This is a genomic window from Pseudomonas arsenicoxydans, from assembly GCF_900103875.1.
In the GTDB taxonomy this organism is placed as follows: Bacteria; Pseudomonadota; Gammaproteobacteria; order Pseudomonadales; family Pseudomonadaceae; genus Aquipseudomonas; species Aquipseudomonas arsenicoxydans.
Genome location: NZ_LT629705.1, coordinates 3,489,651 through 3,513,719 on the forward strand (window position 1 = coordinate 3,489,651; position 24,069 = coordinate 3,513,719).

General features: G+C 54.8%; 25 protein-coding genes, 1 pseudogene and 2 riboswitches. Of the genes and pseudogenes, 13 read left to right on the top strand and 13 right to left on the bottom strand.

Annotated features, from left to right (window positions below; genetic code table 11):
* Positions 1-191: 191 nt before the first annotated feature.
* The 5 genes from BLQ41_RS16340 to BLQ41_RS16360 form a co-directional block, all read right to left on the bottom strand.
* Positions 192-2,675, bottom strand: coding sequence for an arsenate reductase (azurin) large subunit (locus BLQ41_RS16340; protein WP_090182420.1), 2,484 nt, complete (start codon positions 2,673-2,675; stop codon positions 192-194).
* Between the two features lie 14 nt (positions 2,676-2,689).
* Positions 2,690-3,208, bottom strand: a complete 519-nt coding sequence (locus BLQ41_RS16345) for an arsenate reductase (azurin) small subunit (protein ID WP_090182421.1) — start codon at positions 3,206-3,208, stop codon at positions 2,690-2,692.
* Between the two features lie 198 nt (positions 3,209-3,406).
* Positions 3,407-4,492, bottom strand: a complete 1,086-nt coding sequence (locus BLQ41_RS16350; protein WP_090182423.1) for a flavin-containing monooxygenase — start codon at positions 4,490-4,492, stop codon at positions 3,407-3,409.
* 37 nt (positions 4,493-4,529) lie between these two features.
* Complete coding sequence (locus tag BLQ41_RS16355) at positions 4,530-4,877, bottom strand: ArsR/SmtB family transcription factor (protein ID WP_090182424.1); 348 nt, start codon at positions 4,875-4,877, stop codon at positions 4,530-4,532.
* Between the two features lie 91 nt (positions 4,878-4,968).
* Positions 4,969-5,241: a hypothetical protein gene (locus BLQ41_RS16360; RefSeq protein WP_090182426.1), complete on the bottom strand. Its 273-nt coding sequence runs from the start codon at positions 5,239-5,241 to the stop codon at positions 4,969-4,971.
* 264 nt (positions 5,242-5,505) lie between these two features.
* On the opposite strand from BLQ41_RS16360, the gene BLQ41_RS16365 reads away from it, so the two are divergent.
* The 9 genes from BLQ41_RS16365 to BLQ41_RS16405 all read left to right on the top strand — a co-directional run bounded on the left by BLQ41_RS16365 (position 5,506) and on the right by BLQ41_RS16405 (position 12,453).
* Positions 5,506-5,919: an arsenate reductase ArsC gene (locus tag BLQ41_RS16365; RefSeq protein ID WP_090182427.1), complete on the top strand. Its 414-nt coding sequence runs from the start codon at positions 5,506-5,508 to the stop codon at positions 5,917-5,919.
* Between the two features lie 7 nt (positions 5,920-5,926).
* On the top strand, positions 5,927-6,283 hold the full coding sequence (locus BLQ41_RS16370; protein WP_028621210.1) for a metalloregulator ArsR/SmtB family transcription factor: 357 nt from the start codon (positions 5,927-5,929) through the stop codon (positions 6,281-6,283).
* Between the two features lie 45 nt (positions 6,284-6,328).
* Positions 6,329-6,799, top strand: a complete 471-nt coding sequence (locus tag BLQ41_RS16375; RefSeq protein WP_090182429.1) for an arsenate reductase ArsC — start codon at positions 6,329-6,331, stop codon at positions 6,797-6,799.
* A gap of 16 nt (positions 6,800-6,815) precedes the next feature.
* Positions 6,816-7,877: an ACR3 family arsenite efflux transporter gene (gene arsB, locus BLQ41_RS16380; RefSeq protein WP_090182431.1), complete on the top strand. Its 1,062-nt coding sequence runs from the start codon at positions 6,816-6,818 to the stop codon at positions 7,875-7,877.
* A gap of 4 nt (positions 7,878-7,881) precedes the next feature.
* Positions 7,882-8,598: an arsenical resistance protein ArsH gene (gene arsH / locus BLQ41_RS16385; protein ID WP_090182432.1), complete on the top strand. Its 717-nt coding sequence runs from the start codon at positions 7,882-7,884 to the stop codon at positions 8,596-8,598.
* 12 nt (positions 8,599-8,610) lie between these two features.
* Positions 8,611-9,117, top strand: coding sequence for a phosphatase domain-containing putative toxin (locus BLQ41_RS16390; RefSeq protein WP_090182434.1), 507 nt, complete (start codon positions 8,611-8,613; stop codon positions 9,115-9,117).
* A gap of 34 nt (positions 9,118-9,151) precedes the next feature.
* Positions 9,152-10,156: an ArsJ-associated glyceraldehyde-3-phosphate dehydrogenase gene (locus tag BLQ41_RS16395; RefSeq protein WP_090182435.1), complete on the top strand. Its 1,005-nt coding sequence runs from the start codon at positions 9,152-9,154 to the stop codon at positions 10,154-10,156.
* Between the two features lie 12 nt (positions 10,157-10,168).
* A complete protein-coding gene (arsJ, locus tag BLQ41_RS16400) occupies positions 10,169-11,389 on the top strand; it encodes an organoarsenical effux MFS transporter ArsJ (RefSeq protein WP_090182437.1) in 1,221 nt (406 codons plus the stop codon).
* 164 nt (positions 11,390-11,553) lie between these two features.
* Entirely contained in the window at positions 11,554-12,453 is a 900-nt protein-coding gene (locus tag BLQ41_RS16405; RefSeq protein WP_090182439.1) for a cation diffusion facilitator family transporter, read from the top strand.
* A 50-nt stretch (positions 12,454-12,503) separates the two neighbouring features.
* On the opposite strand, the gene BLQ41_RS16410 is transcribed toward BLQ41_RS16405, so the two are convergent.
* From BLQ41_RS16410 to BLQ41_RS16425, 4 genes are all read right to left on the bottom strand, one after another.
* Positions 12,504-13,856 (bottom strand): hypothetical protein, encoded by a 1,353-nt coding sequence (locus BLQ41_RS16410; protein ID WP_231997031.1) that lies wholly within the window; start codon positions 13,854-13,856, stop codon positions 12,504-12,506.
* Between the two features lie 127 nt (positions 13,857-13,983).
* Positions 13,984-14,220 carry a thioredoxin family protein gene (locus BLQ41_RS16415; protein ID WP_090181972.1) on the bottom strand — a complete coding sequence of 79 codons (237 nt, stop codon included), beginning with the start codon at positions 14,218-14,220 and terminating at the stop codon, positions 13,984-13,986.
* A gap of 19 nt (positions 14,221-14,239) precedes the next feature.
* Complete coding sequence (locus tag BLQ41_RS16420) at positions 14,240-15,277, bottom strand: permease (protein WP_090182440.1); 1,038 nt, start codon at positions 15,275-15,277, stop codon at positions 14,240-14,242.
* Between the two features lie 27 nt (positions 15,278-15,304).
* Positions 15,305-16,384 carry an ArsO family NAD(P)H-dependent flavin-containing monooxygenase gene (locus tag BLQ41_RS16425; RefSeq protein WP_090182442.1) on the bottom strand — a complete coding sequence of 360 codons (1,080 nt, stop codon included), beginning with the start codon at positions 16,382-16,384 and terminating at the stop codon, positions 15,305-15,307.
* Positions 16,385-16,562: 178 nt separating this feature from the next.
* A riboswitch (Fluoride riboswitch) is annotated at positions 16,563-16,624 on the top strand.
* 142 nt (positions 16,625-16,766) lie between these two features.
* Between BLQ41_RS16425 and crcB the strand changes: the two genes are divergently transcribed.
* Entirely contained in the window at positions 16,767-17,150 is a 384-nt protein-coding gene (crcB, locus tag BLQ41_RS16430) for a fluoride efflux transporter CrcB (protein WP_090182443.1), read from the top strand.
* Between the two features lie 10 nt (positions 17,151-17,160).
* Positions 17,161-17,484 (top strand): DUF190 domain-containing protein, encoded by a 324-nt coding sequence (locus BLQ41_RS16435; RefSeq protein WP_090182445.1) that lies wholly within the window; start codon positions 17,161-17,163, stop codon positions 17,482-17,484.
* 97 nt (positions 17,485-17,581) lie between these two features.
* Here BLQ41_RS16435 and BLQ41_RS16440 read toward each other — a convergent pair.
* A pseudogene (locus BLQ41_RS16440) lies at positions 17,582-17,794 on the bottom strand (IS3 family transposase); the annotation flags it as partial.
* A 286-nt stretch (positions 17,795-18,080) separates the two neighbouring features.
* Between BLQ41_RS16440 and BLQ41_RS16445 the strand changes: the two are divergent.
* Positions 18,081-18,896, top strand: coding sequence for a class II glutamine amidotransferase (locus BLQ41_RS16445; RefSeq protein ID WP_090182448.1), 816 nt, complete (start codon positions 18,081-18,083; stop codon positions 18,894-18,896).
* 158 nt (positions 18,897-19,054) lie between these two features.
* A complete protein-coding gene (locus BLQ41_RS31390; protein ID WP_408003462.1) occupies positions 19,055-19,333 on the top strand; it encodes a cation diffusion facilitator family transporter in 279 nt (92 codons plus the stop codon).
* A 3-nt stretch (positions 19,334-19,336) separates the two neighbouring features.
* Here BLQ41_RS31390 and BLQ41_RS16455 read toward each other — a convergent pair whose 3' ends face one another.
* The 3 genes from BLQ41_RS16455 to BLQ41_RS16465 form a co-directional block, all read right to left on the bottom strand.
* On the bottom strand, positions 19,337-19,882 hold the full coding sequence (locus BLQ41_RS16455) for a hypothetical protein (protein ID WP_090182450.1): 546 nt from the start codon (positions 19,880-19,882) through the stop codon (positions 19,337-19,339).
* Between the two features lie 428 nt (positions 19,883-20,310).
* Positions 20,311-21,162 carry a universal stress protein gene (locus BLQ41_RS16460; protein ID WP_090182451.1) on the bottom strand — a complete coding sequence of 284 codons (852 nt, stop codon included), beginning with the start codon at positions 21,160-21,162 and terminating at the stop codon, positions 20,311-20,313.
* Positions 21,163-21,173: 11 nt separating this feature from the next.
* Positions 21,174-22,661 (bottom strand): SulP family inorganic anion transporter, encoded by a 1,488-nt coding sequence (locus BLQ41_RS16465; protein WP_090182453.1) that lies wholly within the window; start codon positions 22,659-22,661, stop codon positions 21,174-21,176.
* A 919-nt stretch (positions 22,662-23,580) separates the two neighbouring features.
* Positions 23,581-23,642: riboswitch (Fluoride riboswitch) on the top strand.
* The last annotated feature ends 427 nt before the right edge of the window (positions 23,643-24,069 follow it).

Genomic DNA, 24,069 nt, shown 5'->3' on the forward strand with positions numbered 1-24,069 from the left:
CATCGACATCGACATCGACCGCTCCTGCTGCTCGTAGCTGTATGCGAAGTAACTAGGTATTTGCCCAGACCTCTTCCTGGCTGAGAAGGATACCTAGCGCCCCTCATTTGGTTTAACTAGGCACCAAGGGCGGAGAGTCTAACTGGACGACCTAGGGAAGAACCGCCCAGCTAGCTGCAAAACAAGCGTGATTACACGTTAAACCTCCGCGACTTGAAGCTGATCTTCTCTTTGAATTCCTCTACTTTCCCGATGCGGCGAATGCTCGCCCACGTCCCTTTGTAATATGGGATTACGTTTCGGTCTGTCCATGGCGTGGTCAGATCGCCCATCACGCCGTTGAAATGGCCGAACTGCATAAACGTCTGGTTACGCTTGATATCCGGCTCCAGGTAGGCCAGCGCGTAGGATGAACCGTAGTCGTTAAACACTTCGACCACGTCCCCCGATGTAATAGCCAAGGCTTGTGCATCGTCGGGGTTGATTTCCAGATAGGCCATCGGTACACGCCGTTGTACGAAGTCGTTGTATTGATCGTGGTAGAGCGTTTGCCACACTTCGTTGATGCGCCCGTTGTTCACCCAGAACTGGTGTTTCTCCTTCTGTTCTGCCACCGGTTTTGGCAATCCGGGCCATGTTGCTGGTTTGAACTCAGCTTTGCCGTCCGGAGTGTCAAATTTGTAATCGGTGTAGAGCATCTCGGTGCCGATCAGCTTACCGTCTCGGTATTCTTTAGTGGGTAACTGGACGCCATTGTTGCCCATGGCTTTCAGCCGCTCGTAGGTGACGAGATTTCCCGTGGTGCCGCCCTGACTGTCGATTGGGCCAGCACCGGGTTGGCCAGCCATACGGAAGCCGTCATTGAAGGCGTCCTCCTCGCTTTTCCAGTCGAACCCTGCAAAACGCGCCGCCATGTCCTGTTTCCCTTCGTCCGTATACATCTGCCGAAGGGTGTTAGCGATAGCCGCAGCGATGAGGCAATCGGCTTTTGCCGAACCAGGGGGATCCATGAATTTTTGTGACAGGCGCATCCGTCGCTCGCCATTCATTGAGGTGAGATTCATTTCGCCTGGATGGGTCGCAGGCAGCATCACATGGGCGGCTTCTGCCAGCTTGGTTGGGTAGAGGTTGATGTTGGCGAAAAAGAGACCGCCTTTGTTTTTCACCGCGTCGTAGATTGCGTCCACCATCTGCGCAGTTGTACCGCCGCGAACATTGGCCATGGCCTCCCTGACAATGTTCGCGCGTTTTAGAATGACCGCACGATGTTGCTCAGCATTGAGTGTGGTCTGGAAGGGATTGGCCCCCCATGCCGTGTACATCATGCCCTTGCCGTTGATGATCTCCTGATCCACATAGATCTTGGTATTGCCTGGATAAGGGGGGCGTGTGTAACCCTCTTGGTGCCCACCCATCCGCACCACCCCCGTACCTCGTCGTCCGACGTTGTGAGTGGCCAGCACCAAGTCGACCAATGCCGACTGGATGAGGTAGTTGTCATTGCCCCAGATGATTCCTTTTTCGTAGGCGTGCATGGTGTGGGGACGATGGCCAGAGGTTTTGGGTTTGTAAGCCCATTCGGCTGCTTGCCTGAGTTTGTCCACCGATACCCCGGTAACGCGACTGGTTTCCTCAAGCGACATTCGATTGGCTTGAAGTGCCTGCTCAAACGCTTTGGTATGGGCCGCGATAAATTCCTGGTCATGCCATTTTTGGTCGACCACGTAGGTCAGCAGACCATTGAACAGAGCGATATCCGTTCCCGGTTCGATATCCAGGTGAAGCACGTTGTCTTTACCTGCTGCTTGCTCCGCTATAGCGATGGTCGGCGTCCTGCGAGGGTCGACAAAAATCACCTTGGCTGGGACAACGGCCTCTCCTGGAAAACGCTGCTTACGTTTGTCGACTGTCTGCCCCTGCAAGTTGGGCAGCCAATGCGCCAGGAAGTAGTTGGTTTGGGTTTCGTATGAGTTGCAGCCAATGGCAACAATGACGTCAGCCAACTCCGCGTCTTCGTAGCTGTTGTTGAGTTCGCCAATGCCCATCTCGCGGGTAGCGTGGCACTCGGAGTTATAGGCTGGGCGGTTGTGGATTCGCACCAATGGGGTTTGCAGTGCGGTGAACATCAACTTGCCGGTGCCCCAGGTATTCTCGAATCCGCCTCCAGCGCCTCCGTGATCGAAGCAGTCAAAGGCGAGAGCGGCGGGCCCGTCATTATCAAGAATCTTCTTGGTCACGCCGGCATAAAGTGCCAGCGCATCATCCCAACTGGTGTCTACCCACTGGTCAGCCACATAGACGCGTGGACTGCGCAACCGCTCCTTGCCTACGCCATCGGGGCTGTACATGACTTTAGCCAGTTGACCGCCTCGCGTGGACGACAGCCCTTTGTTTACCTCGCACTGCTTGTCGGGCACGATCATGATGTTGTAGCGCTTGCCATCCTTGTCAGTGATCGTGTTCTGCATTGCCGGTGTCATGATGACAGCCAACGGGGGTAACTGTTTGCGGAAGTCGAGCCCCAGTGCGTTCTCATCGGGTGCTCGTCCCCCTTCCTGATTTTCCGGCCATTTGTACACGTGATAGCCACAACCCACGATGCAGAAGTGGCATGTCAGGTTGGTCTTTTGGGCATCTGTCGGAGGCAGTGCCACACGATCTTTGTTGGTTGCCATTTTTAATCTCCTTATCAAAGGAGGTTGGACTGACGTCCGTAGATCAACCCTTCAACGGCAACTGCACGTACCGAATCGTCATTGGGGTTGTACTCAAGCACTATGCTCGGCAAATTCTCGGTGGCTTGGCCGGAAACCATTTGGCCAATATTCTCAGGGTCGAAAATGCTGAAATGGCAGGGACATTTGAACACCTTTTGCCCTGGGTCATAGGCAACCGGACAGCCCATGTGCGTGCATAGTGTGCTGTAGGCGACGATGTCGCGCTCCGGGCCGACGCCGCCCGGAACGGGAGCGCCCATCTTGATCAATGCGCAAGGTGAGGCAGCGTCGGGATAGGAAAACAAGACTGGCGTATTCACCAGCAATTTCTGTGCTTTGGTGAGCGCCTTCATTTGGTAGGGGAGATTGACTCGCCCCTCTGCTGTTGGCTTTGGTGTCGCGGCTTGTGTGAGTTCGGGCAAACCTATCGCCACGCTGGCAGCAGCCCCGCCTCCAACTTTCAAGAAGAGTCTTCTGGATATCGATGCCATCTCCGCCTCCGCATTACGCTTGCGATGCAGTCGGCCCCGCCGGTGTCGTAAGCGACTTTTACTTCAACCTATTCAGCATAGGATAGAAAGCCCTGTTTTGTGGCCAAAGTGGCTTTAGATGTCGAGTGAGTTCATAGAGACTGCTATTGGCAATGCAAGGAGCCGGTCAAGAGAGGTGTGCATCATTGCTTTGGTTGCTCATCGCTGCGTGGCTATCACCGGTTCTGTGCTTGTGGAACGCATATGGCGTAACAAATGTGGAAGGATGACTCCAGCGTCAGGCCCTACGCCTCTGAGGGTTGCTGAGGCGAAATTACGTTGCTTTGGTAACCCCATAAAGTACAGGCCCGGGATGTGCAGTGCTCGTCCATCGCGCTGCATCAATCGCCCTCGATCATCCGTCACTGCGAGGTCTTCAAGAAAGGAAATATTTGGGCGGAACCCTGTGGCGAAGACAAGGCAATCAACGGCTTCGTGGTGACCATCCGCCCAAACAACTCCGGTTGGGGTTACTTGCCCGAACATCGACCGCTGGTTGAAAAGGCCTGACTTCAGTGCCTTTTTGTAAGTGCCGTCATCCAGTACCGGCGTGCTCTGATCATTGAGCCAGCGGGTTCTCTCCAGGCCCGTCCATTTCAGCCAGGCATGGAAGTCCGCACCGAGTAGCTTCTGCGGAAAGAATCGAATCGCCTCTCGCGTGGCAAGCGTGACCTTGGCCACTTTGGCTAGCTCGTAAGCAATCTGTACCGCCGAGTTTGCCGCTCCAATTACTACGATGCGTTTTCCATTGAGCATTTCCACATTCCGATACTCGGCACTGTGAAGGCGAACACCTTGGAAGCTTTCGAGCCCAGGAACGTCCGGTGTGTGGGGGCGACTGAATGCCCCCGATGCCACGATCAGCGCCCTGGTAAAGAAGCGCTGCCCATTGGCAGCCACTATCTGGAACCCCCCAGCTTCTTGATGCACCTTTATGACTTGTATCCCTGGAAGAATCGGCAACTGGAAGAAGTTGGCGTACTGCTCCAGGTAGCGCACTACTTCATCGCGGGAGGGGTAGTGCCCCGGTTCTCCAGGAAACCGCAGCCCCGGTAGTGACGAGTAGGCTGCCGGCGAGAACAGTTCAAGGCTGTTGTAGTAGTTGCGCCAGTTACCACCCGGTTGCTGCTGCTCATCCAGGATCAGGAAATCGAGTCCCTGCTGTTTCAAATGCCAGCCACAGGCCAGTCCTGCCTGCCCTGCGCCAATTACGACAACATCGAATGGGTGATTTATTGAGTTCATGTATGCGCACCTATGCACGTATTGAGGTAAGAAAAAATCAAGGAGATCCGCCTGGGCAGCACAATGACGCAATGCTCTTGGTGTGATAGAGGATGTCCTCCAGTCGCTTGACGATGGCTGGGCCGTCCACCTCATAGAACACCTGGCGACCCACCTTCGTGGCGCGCACGATCCCGGCGTCCAGCAGCACCTGAAGATGACGAGAAACCACCGAACGCTCCTGGGGTAAATCAGCCGCAATCGCGGTCACATCTGCTCGACCTAATTGCATCACGCGCTTCAGCACAGCGACTCTTGGCGGCTCGCAGAGGGCTTTGAAAAATGCACCATCGAGAGACTCAATGGCAGACTCAATGGCTTGTGATCGGTTGGTGGTGACGTTCATGCCGAGAATATATGTGCATGTTTATGCACATGTAAAGTCCCATTTGGAGGGTGGCACTGCCTCCTTCAGTAGAGAGCAGTGCCACTGCAGCTTATTTCTTAATGGTCTGTAGATAGTCTTTCAGGGTTTTTTCATCAGCCGATTTCACCGTCATTCCGTTCGGGCCAGCACCGATGTCGGAGAACTGTTTGGCGGGCTCACCGGTTTTTTTGAAATCTACCAGCTCCTTGGAGCCTTCGCGGAATACCCAAAGTCGACCATCTTCGACCTCGGTGATGAAGCCTGGTTTGTCGTATTGACTGGCGAAGGTAGCGCTGGCGAACAGGCTGGTGAGTAGCATCGCGGTCAGGGGCAGTTTGTTCATCGCAAGGTTCCTGCTTTGGGTTGAGGTGCGGGGAGCCTAAAGCCACTGCGATGACAGATTAATTACAAAATACGGATATACGAGTAACCAGATGTTACGTGCCGGTGCTTGCTGATAAATGATCGATTCTTGCGCTTTAGCTCCATGTTTATTGCCAATATTGGTTTCTTGAGCAGCTTGTCGATCAGAAATCGGCGTTAGTGCTTTACTGGATATTCGTAAAACCATATATTCGTCGAACCATATCCTCTTCGAGACTTGGCAATGACCGACAAGACCCGCGTGCTGTTTGTTTGTGTGGCTAATGCTGCCCGCTCGCAGCTGGCTGAAGCACTGCTGCGGCACACTGATTCAGAGCGATTCGACGCCTTCAGTGCAGGTACTGCGCCCAGCGAGATCGATCCCCGCACCTTGGAATCGCTTCAGCACCTAGGTGTGAGTACCGAAGGGTTGTACAGCAAGTCTATCAATGAGTTTTCGGGAGAGCGTTTCGATTACGTCATCACGCTGTGCGATAAATCGGCTCTGGAATGTCATGCCCTTTCAGGCGCAGGAGAGGTACTGGCCTGGAATTTTGAAGATCCGGTGACTAGCACCAAGCACGATGCATTTCGTCACACCCTTCACGAGATCCATGAACGCATCAAGATGTTCGTGTTGGTGAAATCTAAACGTTGAGACCCCTATGGCTGACCATCTGACACCGACCACCGTATTCAAATGCCTGGCCGACGAAACCCGCATTCGCCTGATGTTGCTTATCACCCGTGAGGACGATCTGTGCGTTTGCGAACTGACCTGCGCACTCGATGAGAGCCAGCCGAAGATTTCCCGCCACCTGGCGCAACTGCGCAATTGCGGTTTGCTGGAGGATCGTCGACAAGGCCAATGGGTGTATTACCGCTTGCATCCCAGTCTGCCGGATTGGGTGATCGCCGTACTGAAAACCACGCTTGACGCCAACCAGCATTGGCTCAGTCCTGACGCCAAACGCCTCGACGTGATGGGTGATCGCCCTCAGCGCCTAGCCGCTTGCTGCTGAGTTAACGCCCGCCCGAGCAGCGCTCGGCCTTTACGAGATAGCCCGATGAAGATTCTGTTTCTCTGCACCGCCAACAGCTGCCGCAGCATTCTTTGTGAAGCCATGTTCAATCATTTGGCTCCGACGGATATGCACGCCTACAGCGCCGGCAGCCAGCCGAAGGGAGAAGTGCATCCGCTGAGCCTGAAAACGCTGAATAAGGCTGGAGTCTCGACTGGGGGGCTCTACAGCAAGTCCAGCGAAGTCCACGAGAGCCTGGCACCTGATTTCGTCATCACGGTGTGCGACAAGGCTGCCGGTGACGCCTGCCCGGTATTTTTCGGGCCGGCCACCAAGGCCCACTGGGGGCTGGCTGACCCATCGGAATATCAAGGGACTCAAGAAGAAATCGTGGCGGCCTTCGAAGCCACTCTGGAACAGATTAGAACCCGTATCGAAGCCTTCCTGGCTTTACCGCTCAAGCAGTTAAGTGCCGAACAACTCAAGGCCGAGCTGGCCCTGATCGGCACCCTCTGACACTGGAGACATGACGATGAGTAAAAGCCGTCTTTCTTTTTTGGATCGCTATCTGACGGTCTGGATCTTTCTCGCCATGGCAATTGGTGTCAGCTTGGGCAGTCTGTTCGAGGGGCTGCCGGCCTGGCTTAACAGCCTGTCGGTGGGTTCGACCAACATCCCGATTGCCATCGGCCTGATTGTGATGATGTATCCGCCGTTGGCCAAGGTCAGGTACGAAGAGCTGCCGGCGGTTTTCAAGGACAAGCGCATCTTGGCGCTATCGTTGATCCAAAACTGGGTGATTGGCCCAGTGCTGATGTTCGTACTGGCCATCGTCTTTCTCGCTGACAAGCCAGAGTACATGACCGGCCTGATCCTCATCGGCCTGGCGCGCTGCATCGCCATGGTGCTGGTGTGGAATCAAATCGCAGGCGGCAACAACCAATACGTCGCTGGGCTGGTGGCCTTCAACAGCATCTTCCAGATCCTGTTCTTCAGTGTTTATGCATGGATCTTCCTCGGCCTGCTGCCGCCATTGTTCGGCCTGCAGGGCAGCGTGATTGACACCAACTTTGTCAGCATCGCCGAGTCCGTGCTGATCTACCTGGGCATCCCATTCCTGGCTGGCTTTCTTACGCGCAAGATCCTCATCAGCCGCAAAGGCGAGAACTGGTACAGCCAACGCTTCATTCCGCGCATCAGCCCGCTGACGCTGGTCGCGTTGCTGCTGACCATCGTTGCCATGTTCAGCCTCAAGGGTGACGTGGTGCTGCAATTGCCATTTGATGTGTTGCGCATCGCGATTCCCCTGACGATCTACTTCGTGGTGATGTTCTTCATCAGCTTCTGGATGGGCAAGGTGCTCCACGCTGACTATCCACGCACCACGGCGCTGGCCTTTACTGCCGCCAGCAACAACTTTGAACTCGCCATCGCTGTGGCCATCGCCACATTCGGCCTGGCCTCGCCAGTGGCCTTCGCTACGGTGATCGGCCCACTGGTTGAAGTGCCGGTATTGATCATGCTGGTCAGTGTGGCCCTTTGGCTCAAGCGCCGCTGGTTTGATCATCCAAAGGGCGCCCTCGCTGAGGAGTAAATACATGACTGATGAACATATCCCCAACCTCGATGCCGAACTGGTCGATCTGCCGACCCTCGATAAGCTCCGCAGTACGTTCTCGGCCACGCACAAGCCGCGCATCCTGCTGCTCTACGGCTCGACTCGCGAGCGTTCGTTCAGTCGCCTGATGACCGAAGAAGCTGCGCGCCTGTTGCAGCACTTGGGCGCAGAAACACGCATCTTCAATCCATCCGAGCTGCCGTTGCCCGATGACGTGCCGGACAGCCATCCCAAAGTGCAAGAGCTACGCGAACTGGTGCTCTGGTCAGAAGGTCAGGTCTGGTGCTCCCCCGAGCGCCACGGTTCGATGAGCGCAGTGTTCAAGGCGCAGATCGACTGGATTCCGTTGGCCATGGGCGCTGTGCGCCCAACCCAGGGTAAGACGCTGGCGGTGATGCAGGTCTGTGGCGGCTCGCAATCCTTCAACGTGGTCAACCAGCTGCGTGTGCTCGGTCGCTGGATGCGTATGTTCACTATTCCCAACCAGTCCTCGGTGCCGAAGGCCTACCTGGAGTTCGATGACAACGGTCGGATGAAACCTTCTCCCTTCTACGACCGTGTTGTGGACGTAATGGAAGAGTTGGTGAAATTCACACTACTGCTTCGCGACCGCCAGGACTATCTGGTCGACCGCTATTCCGAGCGTAAGGAATCGGCGGAAGAACTCATGAAACGTGTTAATCAGCGCTCCATCTGAGGGTAATTCTCCGTGCAACAACACCCATACTCCGTACTGCCCCTGGCACAGTTCAGTGGCCAATTGATCTTCACCCCGTGCCCCGGCACCAAGGGCACCCTACCTTTCGAGGCGCTGCAAACTCTTAAGGCAGCAGGTGCATCGGCGTTGCTGACGCTGATGCCGACCGAGGAGTTGCTTCAGAACGAAATCGACCTGCTGCCCGAAGAGTGCCAAATGCTCGGCATCGAGTGGTTTCACCTGCCGGTGGACGATGATCAAGCTCCTGGCGAAGCATTCAAAACCGCATGGGAACAGTACCATTCACGACTTAAGCAGCTTCTGAGCGAAGGGAAAACCATCGCCATCCATTGCAAGGGCGGCTCGGGTCGTACCGGCTTGATTGCGGCGCAGCTGTTAATCGAGAGCGGTGTGCCGTTCAACGATGCCATCCGTGACGTTCAGTCGTTGCGTCCACGCGCTATCCAGCATCCTGCCCATATCGACTACATCAGCCAATTCGACATCGCGAAGTCGTAATTGCCCACAGACAGCAGCCCCAGAGAACAACAATATGAGTATCAAAGTAGGTATCAATGGTTTCGGTCGTATCGGTCGTCTCGCCCTGCGTGCAGCCTGGGGCTGGCCAGAGTTCGAGTTCGTGCAAATCAACGATCCGGCAGGCGATGCAGCAACCCATGCGCACCTAATCAACTTCGACTCTGTGCATGGCCGTTGGCACAACGAAGCCAGCGCCGAAGGCGATCATGTAATGATTGGCGGTAACCGCATCAAGGTCACCGCAAACAAAACGATTGCCGAAACCGACTGGTCGGGTTGCGATCTGGTGATCGAGGCCAGCGGCAAGATGAAGACTGTGGCGGTGTTGCAGGCCTACCTGGATCAGGGCGTTAAGCGTGTGGTGGTCTGTGCGCCGGTCAAGGAGCAAGGCGCCTTGAACGTGGTGATGGGCGTTAACCAGCACCTGTTCGACCCGGCGCAGCACCGTATTGTGACCGCTGCCTCCTGCACCACCAATTGCCTGGCCCCGGTCGTCAAAGTGATCCACGAGAATCTGGGCATTCGCCACGGCTCGATCACTACCATTCACGACCTGACCAACACCCAGAGCATCCTCGATCAGCCGCACAAGGATCTGCGCCGCGCCCGCGCTTCCGGCATGAGCCTCATCCCGACCAGCACCGGCTCGGCCACCGCCATTGCGGAAATTTTCCCCGGGCTGCGTGGGCGCCTGAATGGTCACGCGGTGCGCGTACCGCTGGCCAACGCCTCGCTCACCGACTGTGTGTTCGAAGTGGAGCGCGCCACCTCGGTGGATGAAGTTAATGCGTTGCTCAAAGCAGCAGCAGAAGGCCCGCTGAAAAATATCCTCGGCTATGAAGTACGCCCACTGGTGTCCATCGACTACCGCACTGACCCGCGTTCATCGATCATCGATGCACTGTCGACGATGGTGATCAATGGCACTCAAGTGAAGATCTACGCCTGGTACGACAATGAATGGGGTTACGCGAACCGCGCTGTTGAGTTGGCCAAACTGGTCGGTTTGGCCGATTAACAGGGAGAGATCATGAGCGCGTTGTCAGCCCTTTCCCCGCAAGTGCGCCAGTACCTGTTGGTGACCGGCAATTACTGGGCCTTTACCCTCACCGACGGTGCGCTACGCATGTTGGTGGTGTTGCACTTCCATGCGTTGGGCTACAGCCCGTTGCAGATTGCGTTCCTGTTTCTGTTCTACGAAATCTTCGGTGTCATTACCAATCTAGTCGGCGGTTACCTGGGTGCCCGTCTAGGCCTGAATCGCACCATGAACATTGGTTTGGGCTTACAGGTGGCAGCCTTATTGATGCTGACTGTGCCCGCCGCCTGGCTGACCATCCCTTGGGTGATGGGGGCCCAGGCGCTGTCGGGTATTGCCAAAGACCTCAACAAGATGAGCGCGAAAAGCTCCATCAAGCTGCTAGTGCCCGACAACCAGCAAGGCACCCTTTATCAGTGGGTGGCAATTCTCACCGGTTCGAAGAACGCGCTCAAAGGCGTGGGTTTCTTCCTGGGCGGTGCGCTGCTGGCATTGCTAGGCTTTACGGTTGCCGTGCTGGCGATGGCCGCAACGCTGGCGCTGATATGGATAGCCAGCCTGTTCCTGCTGAAGAAAGATCTGGGTAAAGCCAAGGCCAAACCGAAGTTTCGCGACATTCTCTCCAAGAGCCGGGCGATCAATATCCTCTCGGCGGCGCGGATGTTCCTCTTTGGTGCCCGAGACGTGTGGTTCGTGGTGGCGTTGCCGGTCTACCTGAGCACGGTGTTTGGCTGGGACTTCTGGTTGGTTGGCGGCTTCTTGGCGGCCTGGGTCATCGGCTATGGCATCGTGCAGTCGTTGGCCCCGAACATCACCGGAAAGAAGCACGGCCACGTCCCTGATGGGCGGGCTGCCTTCGTTTGGGCAGCATTGCTGGCGGGTCTGCCTGCAGCAATAGCCCTCGGTCTCTCGGCGGGTTGGTCGCCTCACGTTGTGTTGCTGGGTGGGTTAATGGTGTTCGGCGTGCTGTTCGCGGTGAATTCCTCGCTGCACAGCTATCTCATCGTCTCGTATGCCAAAGAAGACGGGGTATCGCTGGATGTGGGTTTCTACTATATGTCCAACGCCTTGGGCCGATTGCTCGGCACCGTGCTGTCCGGCTGGATTTATCAGAGTTACGGATTGGAGGCCTGTTTGTGGGTTTCCTCGGTCTTCGTGCTGCTGGCCGCTCTAATTTCTATCGCCTTACCCAGGCATGCCGAGGCGATATGAAGAAGTTATGCTGAGATAATTGCCTTGCTCTCGAGATCCAGCTTGCAAGTCGCGAGAGGTTAACCGAGGGAGAATCAGTCCCCATTTCCGCTGAAGAAATTTTAGACCTAACAATTCCTAAGGCATATGGCATTGCTCATACCCTAGCCGGAAGGTTTCATAAAATGACTCATTCGCATGATGGTCATGCTGACGTACCCAAGAGATACGACAAGGCTTTCGGTCTTGGTATAGCGCTAAATTTCGGTTTTGTTTTAATCGAAGCGTTCTATGGCTGGAAAATTGACTCACTGGCTCTCTTGGCGGATGCGGGCCATAACCTTAGCGATGTGGGAGGATTGATTCTGGCTTGGGCGGCGTTGGCCGCTACACGCTTACAGCCAAATGATCGGCATACCTTTGGTTGGCGACGGGGCTCGATTCTCGCTAGTTTTATCAATGCGTTTGTTTTGCTGATTGCGATGGGATCGCTTGGATGGGAGGCGTTTCAACGCCTGCAGGCTCCGGTGGCGATAGCTGGTGTAACAGTGATGCTCGTTGCTGGTATCGGTATTTTGGTCAATACCATTACCGCTTGGCTGTTCATTTCTGGAAGCCGAAACGATCTAAATTTGCGCGGAGCTTTCCTTCATATGTCAGCCGATGCTCTGGTATCGGTAGGCGTATTGCTGGCAGGGGCGTTGTATCAATGGAAAGGTTGGAACTGGATTGACCCGGTAATTAGTTTGGTGATTGCCGTTATTATCGTCGTTACTACTTGGTCATTGTTTCGTAAATCCCTACATTTGCTGTTTGACGGCGTTCCCGATCAGGTCAATTTGCCTTCGATACGTCAATATCTCCTGAGTCAGCCAGGCATCATCGATATCCACGATTTGCATGTGTGGGCTATGAGCACGACGGAGGTTGCGCTGACTGCACATTTGGTTATGGCGTCATTGCCGGATAGCGATCAGTTGTTGCGGGATGTAGCTGAAGAATTACGTGAGCACTTCGAGATCACTCATTGCACTCTGCAACTGGAGCGCGATCTAGGCTGTTCGTCAGGTTGTAACGGGCTATAGAAGCTGGGGTGTTATTTACGTTCTACCTGAATGAATGATCTGTCTAATCGTCAACCTGCCGTTTGTGGGCCTGGATACACGGGTGCAAAACCGCCGCCCAATGTACGGAAATTAGTTGTCTGGCCTTGGTATAACCGTGCGGCCACCGACAGTACCTCGCCAGCATAGGTGTAGTTACGAACGTCGAACCTCAGCACTTGGGCCTTAGTTTCATTTGATAGCGTTCGTTGACCAGGCAAGATCAAGGCTTGGGCAACATAATCACCGGCGAGAATCTCCTTCCAGACCCGCTGAGTGAGCTTGTCACCACGGTAGGCAGCCCGGCTGCCAAATCCGGCGCAAGGTTTGAAGAACAGCCCCCGGCGCTCACGCCATAGGCGCTCTGCATTTTCTGCCGTTACTATTTCTGTATGCGGAATGCTGGTCAGTAATAGATCCTGGGTAGTTTGTGGCACCCCCCATGCTTTCAATCGCTGGGCATCGCAGAGTAAGGCCAGATTGCGCTTGTCTGCGTACAAGGAATGGGCTCGCGGATGTGGTGTGAGTAGCGTGGCTCGTTCAAGGTAGGCTTGGCGTAGCGTGGCGTTGCCAACTGCCTCAAGAGAAAAGTCGGTCAACCGGTTGTAGACCATGTCGATGGCCAACTGGTCATGCCAAAGTAAACCATCCCTCAGGTTGAGCTCAGAGGGATCGATGATCACAGCTTCTAGTCCATTACGCTGGAACAGCTGTTGGAACAGCAGAAACTCTGGGTACAGGTACTGTTGCTCGGGCGCCTCATCGACAATGGCGATACTGCGCAACGGTTTATCCAGGCCGTACTGTGACCACTCCTGACGAAACATTGCAATGATTTTGCTTTCAAACGTTTCGGCCCTTGTCGATGGTGGCAGCAGCTGTTCTATCGCCGGGCAGCAGGCGTGCTGCGCTCGTGACAACACGGCATTGAGCATTGCTCCACCAGCATTGGTGTTGATCTCGATCAGGCCGAAATTGTTCTCAGTGACATGAAAGTCATACCCAAAGAACACTCCCTTGACCCCACCCGGGTCATGTCGTGCGATAGTAGGAGAGTGAGCTAGCACTTCCTCTCGGTAAGCCGGGAGTGCAACGACTGATTCGACCGCGCGCACGACCTGCGCCATGCGATCCAAGTGGGCCGGTGCGATGAAGACCGGATGGGCGGCGAATAGATGAGGGCAGCGTTGCTGCACAAGCTCAAACAAACCTGGCTGACCGAGCGTCGACTCCAGAGTCTCGCGCAGGGCATTTTTATCCAGACTGATGCAAAAGCACTGGCTGTTGAGGGTTTCTATAGGCACCCCTGCCAGAGCCGCCGCAGCGGCTGCCGACGAAAGAAACGCCGCGTCATTGTCGGACAAGGGCATAACCAATTTAGGCATCGCCATTTCCCATAGGGCTTTGAGACTTGACGGGCCGAGTCCCTAGCCCGAGCCTGTCATGGTTTGAGGCGGGCACAGTTGGGCCTCTCAACACCGAGTGTGTCTGGACGTCCAGAAGCGGCTTACCTCAAGCACTGAGCCACTGTTCGACCTTGTCACGGGTCGGGATGCCACCTGAGTGAACAACCTTTCCATCAATCACGACACTTGGCGTGGACATTACCCCGTAGCTGACGATCTGTTGCATGTCTTCGATTTTTTCCAGTTTTACGGGGACGCCTTTCGCACTCGCCACCTGTTCGATGATGGCTACTGTCGATTTACATTTTGCACAACCGGAGCCCAGAACCTTGATGTCTTTCATAAAAACCTCGGTAGGTGGATTACAAAGTGAAGTTGAAGACGTAACCAACGATCAGAATGCCGACGGCTACGACCCCAATAAAGGTGGCTATCAGGCGAACTTTCAGCACCTTGCGCAAGATCACCATCTCAGGAAGGGATAGAGCGATGACACTCATCATGAAGGCCAGCACAGTGCCCAATGCCGCGCCCTTTGCGAGCAGTGCCTGCACAATAGGAATGATGCCAGCCGCATTGGTATACATGGGGATGCCTATAAGAACCGCGAGAGGTACCGACCACCATGCTTCTTTGCCCATGAAACTGGCCATGAAATCCTCAGGCACATACCCGTGAATGCCTGCGCCAATGGCTATGCCGGCAAGGATGTAAGGCCATACTTTCCCGACGATTTCACGCACGCTGGTAAACCCGGCATTTATTCGCTCATGCAGCGGCATACTCGTGTCCCCGGCGGTTGCCTGGATCTTGGGCATATTACGAACCCAGTCTTCCAGATGGGCCTCCATTTTCAGGCGCCCGATGACCCAACCAGCAACAATCGCAATAAACAAACCCAGGCTGAGGTATAGCAGCGCAACTTTCCAGCCGAACAGGCCAAGCAGCAGTGTCAGCGCTACCTCATTCACCATGGGCGCAGAAATGAGGAAAGAGAAAGTCACCCCTAGTGGCACCCCGGCTTGAACAAAACCTATAAATAGAGGAACGGCTGAACAGGAACAAAAGGGGGTAAACACACCCAGAGAGGCCGCCATTACATTGGCCATACCCTCGCTTCGCCCCGCCAACAGTGCGCGGGTGCGCTCAGGGGTGAAGTGGGAGTTGAGCATACCCATCAAGAACACGATGCCGGTCAGCAGCATCAGCACTTTGGGCGTGTCGTAGAAAAAAAACTGTAAGGCGCCTCCAAGGTGGCTATTACGATCAACCGGAATCGCTGCGACCAAAGCCTCCGAAATGGGAATCAGGGCCTCATACAAACCAAACCAAATCAGTGCGGCTACTGCTAAGAAGAGGCGGGGATTCCGCTCAGGCCAGCGCACAATCATTTCGCTCATGTCCACTACTCCTATGGTGTAGACGCACTAGGCCTCGGACGGATCGCCAAGAAAGGTTGCGATCTCATTGACTGTGCTGCGTGCTGTGCGTGTTACACCGATCAGCGTGGCGGAAGCCGAACCTGTCCACTCGCCGTAACCGACCAGCCACAGCCTTGGCTCTTCGGTCGAGTGGGTACCTTCGACATCAACGCGGCCCTCGGTGTTGATCACCCCTAGCGTATCCAGATGCTGTAGGGCTGGTCTGAATCCAGTGCACCAAATCACCACGTCCACCGCAGATTCGGAACCGTCGACCCAAATCACGCCGTTGCGAGTGAAACGTTCAAAAGGGCGTACAGACTTGAGGACGTCGCGCTCACGGGCTTCGACAACTGGCGGCACCATGACAATGTCACCCAGTCCACCAACGGGCTGCTCAATGACGCGCCCCTCCAGTTGGGCTTTCCAGCGCTCGGTTGCGCGCTCGAACAGTACCCGCCCATCCACTTCGTCCGGTAAAAACAATGGTTCGACGGGGGTCACCCAGGTGGTCTCGGCGACCTTGGAAACCTCGGCCAAAATCTGTGCCCCTGAATTACCGCCACCCACCACCAACACCTTCTTGCCCTCGAACGGTTGGGCGTCGACATAGTGCGCGGAGTGCAACTGCCGACCGGCGAATAAATCGGCACCTGAGTAGTGAGGGATGTAGGGATTGCTCCAGGTGCCTGTAGCGCTGACCACAACCCTGGCATCCCAATGCCTGTCGTCAGAACGAACCCGTAAACCAGACGCCATATGCTCCACAGAAGTGACCCGAACCGGGCGCTCGACAGGAAATTGGTAGCGCTGCTCGTACTGGTTGAGGTAACCGATCACATGGTTGCGCGAAGGGTAACCCTCTTGCGTGGGGGGCATCATCCAGCCAGGGATCGAACTCCAAGTGGCTGGGGAGAATAGATGTAGCGAATTCCAGCCGTGTCGCCAGGCACCACCGGGTTCTTCCTCCGCATCGAGGATAACGAATGACAATTGAGTTCGGCGTAGGAAATACGCTACCGCCAAGGCTGACTGGCCCCCGCCGATAATGACTACATCTAGCTGGCCACTGATCGAATGAGTCATGGGGAAGCCTTAGGTCGGTGCTGGGCGGTCAGTATAGCGACTCAGGTTTAAATCCAACTGATCTAGCTCATATGTTGGGAATGCTGATCGACATTTATTGAATGCTTCGATTGACGGCATTCAGTTTTGGATTCCCGACCGTATAGCAGCTTGAATGTTTGACCGCCGCTGCTATAGGATAAAAGCAGGAGATGGCATTCCTCCTTTAACCGCCTTTGTGCTGATGATGCCTACGTGAACCCTGGACAGGGTGCGTAGGTGTGTCTCCCTGTCCTCCAATTTAGGACAGGATCGTGACTCAAAACCTCATATCAGCTCCCTCTCTTAGTGCGCGGTTATCCGCACCTCCTCGGCGACATCAGCCCAGAGGAGACATGCAACCATGCTGAAATCACTTCTGGTCATCGCTATAGGCGCATCACTGGGTGCTTGGTTGCGTTGGCTTTTGGGCATGAAGTTAAACGCCCTGTTCCCCACGATTCCTCCAGGCACGGTGGTCGCGAACATGGTTGGGGGTTACATCATCGGTCTGGCCATCGCCTTCTTGGCCGCATCTCCCACCCTTAGTCCAGAGTGGCGTCTCCTGATCATCACGGGTTTCTGCGGCGGACTTACTACCTTTTCCACGTTTTCAGCCGAGACAGTCGTCCTGATTCAGGAAGGCAAACTGCTCTGGGCGTTCGGCTCGATTTCATTGCACGTCGTAGGCTCGTTAGCAATGACCGCTGCCGGGCTTTTGACTTATCAAATGATTGGCACGCGCTGAGGAGATGAAAATGAAAGGTTTTCTCGTGATTTTCTTTACTCAACAGAACCGTCGTTATCAGGGAAAGATGCTTGGCGACTGGATCGTAGATTTAGCCAAAGAAATGGGACTGCGTGGTGCGACCCTTTCTACAGGTATCGAGGGTTTTGGGCACACTGGTCGGCTGCATTCCTCACATTTTTTTGAACTGGCCGATCAGCCCACCGAAATTCGCATGGCTATCACCGAGGATGAATGCGAAAGGTTGTTCAAGCGATTGGAGGTTGAGGAAATCTCCGTGTTTTACATAAAGACCCCAATCGAGATGGGCACCGTTGGCAAAAAGGCCAACTAGCCCGGCCCCACCCTAGACCTTCGGAGATACGAACATGAGCTATGCAGACGTCCCAGCTGGTAACGCAATCCACGATGACTGAATCGCCCCGGATTCTCTAAACACCTTGCAAGCTCATTACGTAACGCTTTTCAAACTCTACCGGTGACAGCTGATTGTTGAAACCATGGCGGCGTTTTGCGTTGTAGAACATCTCGACGTAGTCGAACACATCGCTAGGAGCATCCTGCCGCGTGGTGCAGATTTTTCGCTTGATCCGCTCTCGCTTTAGAAGCTGGAAAAAACTCTCGGCTACTGGCCGGAAACCGCAACGGCGGTAGGCGTTAGGCTGCGAAAAAATGGTACGTGCGAGGTGGCAGCGCCTCTGGGTGCGTAATCGCATGAATTTGACCACCCATTTGCATTCGACACTGACCAGTGTTTTGCATCGGATTTGAACAGACCGCCTAATGGGCACGACCGGCCAAAACCGACCCAGGCTGTGTGAAATCGCTTGCAGTTGTCTACCCTTCTAGTCGTCGAACTGGTATCGGGGACTGTCATGAAACGACTCATTGAAGGTGAGGCCCGCACGGAAGTGACGCGAGTTGCAACCGATGTGTGAATTGCTGGCCATGAGCAGCCGGTTGCCTACGCAACTGACGCACTCGCTCGCCGCTCTGGCAGCGCATGCCGGTGGCGAAGGTCACAATCGTGATGGCTGGGGTGTGGGGTTTTACCGGGGACGCGATGTTGCCCTGTTCAGGGAGCCTACTGCCGCCAGTGACAGCGAGTTGGTAAAACTCTTACAGAACCAAGGGCCCAGCACCAAGTTAATCGTTGCGCATCTGAGGCATGCTACTCAGGGGGCGGTCAACTTGGCCAATACGGGGCCATTTGCCCGTGAACTCAGGGGGCGTATGCGTATATTTGCCCATAATGGAAATCTGCGTGGCCTCGCTCTATCCGCCGAGTTCGACGGTGGCTGTTATCAGGCCATAGGGGAAAGCGATTCCGAACAGGCTTTTTGTGCGTTGCTGGCACGCCTGCAACTGATGGAGATGCAGTACCCGGAACTGCCCTCCCTGCATGAGCGTCTGGCCTTGATTGGCCGTTTTGCTGCTGATTTGCGTCGGCTTGGCCCGGCCAATTTTCTTTATAGCGATGGTGATGCGCTATTCGCTCACGCTGATCGACGTTTCAACGCGCTGAGCGGCAAGGTAGAGGCGCCAGCCCTGTACCACTGGCATTGCCCTGTCCCCCATACCTTGTTGCAGGATGAGGCAAGCGGCGAACAGCGGGTGAGCTTCATCGCAAGCGTGCCGCTCAGCGAAGACGACTGGCGGCCAATGGCGGAAGGCGAAGTGATCGCGCTGCACGACGGTGCAGTCGTCGAGACGTTATTGCTCGGCAAGGGCAAGAACGATTTGTAAAACGTCAGCAAGCGCAGATCAAACGCCGAGGTACAGCCGCAGATTTCCCACGATCACGCGCAGCATGTACACAGCCCCAAGCTATTCGCCCCGCCTTTGCCATTAGCATTTGCCTGAACCTGGGGTTTGTATTGGTCGAGGGGGTCTATGGTTGGCAAGTGAATTCCCTGACCTTGCTAGCAGATGCCAGGCATAACCTCAGTGATGTCGGTTGGCTGATTCTGGCCTGGCTGCACTGGCAGCTACCCGGCTACTACCGACGGCTGTCGGCGCGGCTCGATCCTCGCCAGCTTTATCAATGCCGTAATTTTGCTGGTGGCCATGGGCTCGCTCGGCTGGGAGTCTCTCCAGCGCTTGCAGGCGCCAGTGCCTATACCGCCTACTTTGCTCAATTGAGAACGCCCCATAGGGCCCACACCTATTGCGGCTTGCGGTAGGCATTATTTGCCCTGCACTACTCGAACATGTGCATGGCTTATAGCTTTGTAGACGCGAATCGATCTTAAAAGCGGCCACCAGTCATATAGAAAAATCTGCAGCGGACGCCACATTGCCACCCAGCCAACGATCATCAGACTTTCGCGCGCTATGCTGACTACGGCGCTAGCACTAAGTTGGCCGATGACATCGACTGCGATCAGGCAAAGGGTAACAAAGCCGATGCCGATCAACAGGCTAATGCGGCCCTCTCGAAGGAGGCGTTTCAACTCACTGCGCACGAGACCTGCTTTATGATCAAAGTAGTTGTGGATTGCCTCGACCATGATCGCACTTGGATCGCCTTCTGCTGGCAGGTGCTCAAGGTGGATTGTGATACGAAACAGGCTGTCCGACGGAAACTCTGCTGCCCAGGTCTCGATGAACGCTTCAGCCTCGCGATCAAGATCCTTGTTAAGAAAAGGTGTTGGATCCATCGAGTTAAACAACTGTGCAAGTTCGCTAACCCGGAGTTGAAGGTGATGCTCATGGTGATGTTTTTTTTTCATGGCACTACTCGATTATCATGCATTGGCAGTTTCGATTCGCGCGACTCGCTTGCGCTGCGCCTCTGTCCTTGCAAAGCGCACTGACCGCCGCTGGCATCACCCTCAAATTCCAACTTCAATTTACCCTACAGCCTGCCGGTGAACGACGGCTAGAGAGGACGTGATTGGCGTGCGCGGATTGTCCGAGTAGGACATCCATGAACGAGAAATTGAGGTGAATTGTACTTAAACCTCAATGGAACAACTGCTTGGACGCAGATGTCCTGATTTTCCTTTATCTCGGCATAACGACTATAGCTAGGACTCAGCAGCTCACGCTTCATGCTCCATTCAGGGGCCGCAGGTATTCGAGCTGGGCGCGTCCAGTTGATGTCCCTGTCTTGCGCCGGAACCGCGCGAGCCAGATACCCCTACTTTAGAGGCTTGCCTCAGCGAAGTAACAACACAGGCATGGTGGCCGTTCGAAGCATCGTCGTAGTTGTGCTGCCTACCAGAAATTGTCTGATGCGTGAGTGCCCGAAGGCACCCATGACCAGCAGATCAATTCCGTGCTCCGCTTGATAAACGTGCAAAGCCGCCTCCACTTCTCCTTGTCGGATCTGGGCCTGTACTTCAAAGCCGGCAGAGAGGAACATGCCTACAGCCTTCGCCAGAGCATCACGATTATCTTCCGAGTCTGCTCCGACCATAACGAGATGAATGGGCAGGCCTTCGCAAAGCTGGCTGGCGGCAAGTATCTGAATGGTTTTGTAGGCCGTAGGGCTGCCGTCAAATGCGAGCATCACTTTTTCGGGCTTTTTATAGCTATTGGCTGTGATCAAGATGGGCCGGTGAATTGTTCGCACGACAGCTTCTATCTGGCTACCAAGGGTACGCGTACAGCGTGCGCTGTCTTCTCCCACTCTTCCGATCACCAATAGCCGAATATCCTCCTGAAGGTCGCTCAGACTTTCTACCAAGTGGCCGTGGCGCTGCTTCAACTCAGGAAAACCAGCACCGGAGATGACAGTTCGCTCCCTGGCTTTTTCAAGCATGTGCTGGCCCTGCTCCAGAGCGAGCCTGGCACGCTGGGCATCCAACGTAGCCAGTTCCTCCAGCAGGTGTTCTCGACTGCCGAGGCCAATGTTTCCACTCAGGTCAGCTGCTGCAGGGTATTTCTCTTCATCCAATACATGCAGCAAGGTCAGTGGCGCATCTAACTGTTGCGACGCCCATGCTGCGTAGTCGCAGACCGCTAGTGAGGATTGTGAGTTATCAATGCATGCCATTACGCGGGTCATTATCGATCTCCTTAGTGGCTCATGAGCTTGTCGATGGCGTCAGGTTTGTCATGCACGCCAAAGCGGTCAACGATGGTGGCGCTGGCTTCGTTCAGACCCAGCACCACAACTTCAGCGCCTTCACGGCGGAACTTGATCACCACTTTATCCAGCGCCGCTACGGCAGTGATATCCCAGAAATGGGCTTGGGTCAGGTCGATGGTGACTTTCTTGAGTGCTTCCTTGAAGTCGAAAACGTTGGTGAATTTTTCAGCCGAATTGAAAAACACCTGACCCACCACGGTGTACGTCCGGTGTGAATTTTTGGCATCCAGGCTGGACTGGATGTCGAGGTAGTGGCCGATTTTGTTCGCAAAGAACAGCGAAGCCAGCAGCACGCCCACCAGGACACCATAGGCCAGGTTGTGCGTTGCCACGACCACCACAACGGTGGCGACCATAACAATGTTGGTCGATAGCGGGTGCTGCTTGAGGTTACGCAGAGAGTCCCAACTGAAGGTGCCGATGGACACCATGATCATCACGGCGACTAGCGCAGCCATAGGGATTTTAGACAGCCACTCACCCAGAAAGACGATGAGCAGTAGCAAGAAGACGCCGGCACAAAGTGTCGACAGGCGGGTTCGGCCACCTGATTTTACGTTGATGATTGACTGGCCGATCATGGCACAGCCTGCCATACCGCCAAGCATGCCAGCGATGATGTTGGAGATGCCTTGGCCCTTGCATTCGCGGTTTTTGTTGCTGGTGGTATCAGTCAAATCATCGACGATGGTCGCGGTCATCATGGACTCGAGTAGGCCTACAACTGCCAGCGCTGCTGAGTACGGGAAGATGATGCGCAGAGTTTCAAAGTTCAGCGGGACTTCAGGCCACAGGAAAATCGGCAACGTGTCCGGCAGTTGGCCCATGTCTCCCACGGTGCGGATATCCAGACCGAGGTAAATGGCAATTGCGGTCAGGGTCAGGATACAGACCAGCGGCGAAGGAATCAGCTTGCCGATCTTCGGTACATACGGGAACAGGTAGATGATTCCAAGGCCCACGGCGGTCATGGCGTAAACATGCCAGGTGACATTGGTGAGTTCAGGCAATTGCGCCATGAAAATCAGGATCGCCAAAGCGTTCACAAAGCCAGTGACCACCGAGCGCGAGACAAAGCGCATCAGTGAGCCCAGCTTCAGGTAACCGGCAAGTATCTGAAGCACCCCACACACTAGGGTGGCTGCCAGCAAATACTGTAGCCCGTGCTCTTTAACCAGAGTAACCATGAGCAGTGCCATGGCGCCGGTTGCCGCTGAGATCATGCCCGGACGTCCGCCGACGAAGGCAATGACGGCACAGATGCAGAAGGAAGCGTAAAGACCGACCTTGGGGTCGACGCCGGCAATGATAGAGAAGGCAATGGCTTCCGGGATGAGCGCCAGAGCGACGACGAGACCCGCGAGCACGTCTCCACGGACGTTGGAAAGCCACGTTTGTTTAAGTTTTTGCAGCATAGAAATATCCAAGGCAATGCACCGCACGCACACCAGGCGAATGGCGAGCGCGTCGATACGAATTCAAATTGTGAGGATTATTGGACTGTGTGCTTTGGGTGTAAGAACCGGGCATACAGCAGTACGCACCGCGAGCGAAACAGGCGGGTGCGAGGTGTTGCGAGGGGGCGTAGCGCTAAGGCGGCGTAGGCTGCCAGTAGCTCGTTTGGAGTACAGTCATGCTGATGTACCTGTAGCTCAAAGGGTATGCGGATTCGGAAGTATATAGCGAAACTATCGTCGATTGCGACCTGCTATCTCGCGTTGGGTGGATTGCTTTGAGAAATGCCTTTTGGCAATATCAGCCGCCTGCGCGCCTTTTTGTCAGTTCTCCATCCCTCTCAGTTGGGAACTGCGTTGTTAAGGAGCGCAGGTAAAACCCGGCCAAGTGCCGGGTTTTATTCGCTGGTTAAATTTTAACCAAAGAAAAACGGACCTTTTTTTTAGTGCCTGTAGGCGACCAAAGGTCTGCTACGTAGCAGGCGAACCTTGGTAATCGATAGACCGTAGAAATTTTACGCAAAATGTACGGGGCTTTGAGGTTGAGCATCCGATACTGAGCGGCGGTAATTTGGTCGGCTACTTTCTATGTCTGTGCGGAGCTCGAGGGACGGGCCAAACAGCACCGAAATGGTGCCGAATTCTGCCTACGAAAATAAGCAGGTTGGTGCACATGCCGACGCGGCACGCCGGGCTATTTCATGCGGCGCGCAGGCAGCAAGTTGTGAGCACTTAGGGCCCAATAAATCCACATCACATTTATCGAGGAACGCAACTGTATTTCATGGGCTCGCTCACCGGTCATATTCCTCTTTTGTCTACAAAAACGGCTAGTGATCAATCCGACTTCCTGCATGCAAGAAAAGAATGCAGTGCTAGAGTTATGGCAGGAGATGGCATTCCTCCGTTGACTGCCTTCCGGCTAGTGATGCCTACGCATATATCCCTTGTGGCCGCGTAGGCTTTGCCTATCTGTCCATGACTATGATTAGGGGCAGATGCTATGACCTATCTGTTGGCGCTGATGCGTTTCTGATCCAGGCTGCCGGAATTCACTGCCCCTCCCGAATACTCAGCAAATGATGATAATGCGAGTGGTTTCAGACGCTGCATGTGGGTCAGTCAAAATCAGCCTCCTGGGTCAAAAACACATTAACGCCAATACGCGGTGGCTAATAAAAACAGAAATGAGTGGGTGAACTGAGTGTTGTGGATCAACTCGCCACTTTCAAAATCGGTGGTGGCCGAAGTCCGCCAGAAACAGATGACCATCCCTAGAGCGAACCGATTGTCGTGTGAAATAGCGCGGCAACCAACGTTGATGGCAAAATGCCTACATAGGTGTATTGGCTCTATTCGGTACCAAGCC